Raw genomic sequence first — 1,208 nt, 5'->3', positions numbered from 1 at the left:
GCCCCCCTCGGGGCCCCGCGGGCCGCCGGGCGCCTGGGCGCTGGGGGCGCGGGGGCCGCGGGGCGACCGGGCGGCGCGCTACGGGCGCAACCTGCGCCCCTTCGCAGGCTCCACGGCCGCGCGACGCCCCGCTTCGCTGCCGCTGTTCCACTACCCCTATGCCGAGTGGCGCGAGAGCCTGGCGGCGATGGCGCGCGCCGGCGATCCGGACCCGCATCTCGGCCATGCGCTGGAATTCCTGAACCCGGCGGATGGCGGGCCGGTGATGCCGACCATCGCGGCGCATGTGCGCCTGCTGCCGAAGGGCTTTGCCACGCGCCCGCGCCGCGCCACCGACGCCACGGTCCTCGTGGTGGTGGAAGGCGAAGGTCGCGCGACGGTGGGCGAGCAGGATTTCGCCCTCGCCCCGCGCGACCTGCTGGTCGTGCCCTCCTGGGCCACGCTGCGGCTGGAGGCCGCGAGCGACCTGGTGCTGTTCGGCTATTCCGACGCCGCCGCGCAGCAGAAGCTCGGCCTCTGGCGCGAGGCGCGCCTGTAGCGTCCCGCCAGGGCTACCGGTCGAGCAATCCTTCGAGGAGGCTGCGCAGGAAACCGATGCCCTCGGACAGCCCCTCGAGGTCGAGCGGCCGGCCGAGGGGGGTGCCTTGCGCGCGGGCGAAGGCGGCGCCGCGGTCCTGCAGCAGCTCGGCCACGGAAAGCCGGCCGTCGCCGTCATAGTCCAGGCTCTCCACCAGCAGCCGCGCGCTCACGATGCCGCCGAGCGCGCCGGCGCCGATCGCGCCCGCCACCGAATCCAGCGTCGCGCCATCCTGCACCGCAACGAGCCAGGCGGCGCCGCGCAGCAGCCGCGCGATCTCGGCCGGCGCCAGCCTGCCGTCGCCGCTGACGTCGCCCTGGCGCAGGATCGCCTCGGCACAGGCGCCCGGCGTGGTGCCGCAGGCGGCTTCGAGCTGTTCCAGCGCGGCCAGGAAGGCGATGCCCTCGCCGTGCAGCAGGGCGATCTCGGCGGGCGGCGCGGGGCAGCGCCGCCAGCTCGCGACCGGCGCGTCGCCGGGCAGGCGGTCGTCGCGGGTCTTGGCCTCCGGCTCGATCGTCTCGAGGCCGGCCCCGACTGCGCGGAACATCAGGCGCGGCGCCGCCGCGCCCCCCCCCCCCCCAAGCCTGCAGCCCCCCGCGGGGCGCGGCGCGGCGCAGCGGAACAGCCCGCC

Annotated in this window: 2 protein-coding genes; one reads left to right on the top strand and one right to left on the bottom strand. The window is 77.4% G+C overall.

Translation table 11 applies throughout. The annotated features are described in order from the left end of the window. Positions 1-538, top strand: a 538-nt coding sequence (locus AC1MIR_RS12110) for a cupin domain-containing protein (protein ID WP_480028407.1), incomplete at its 5' end; no start/stop codon positions are given. A 13-nt stretch (positions 539-551) separates the two neighbouring features. Here AC1MIR_RS12110 and AC1MIR_RS12105 read toward each other — a convergent pair. Next, a partial coding sequence (locus tag AC1MIR_RS12105; protein ID WP_480028406.1) for an EF-hand domain-containing protein occupies positions 552-1,208 on the bottom strand: 657 nt, incomplete at its 5' end.

It is taken from the genome of Falsiroseomonas sp. RANM36 (assembly GCF_056682175.1).
The sequence above is the reverse complement of the archived record's forward strand: the minus strand, read 5'-3'. Positions and strand labels throughout refer to the sequence as shown.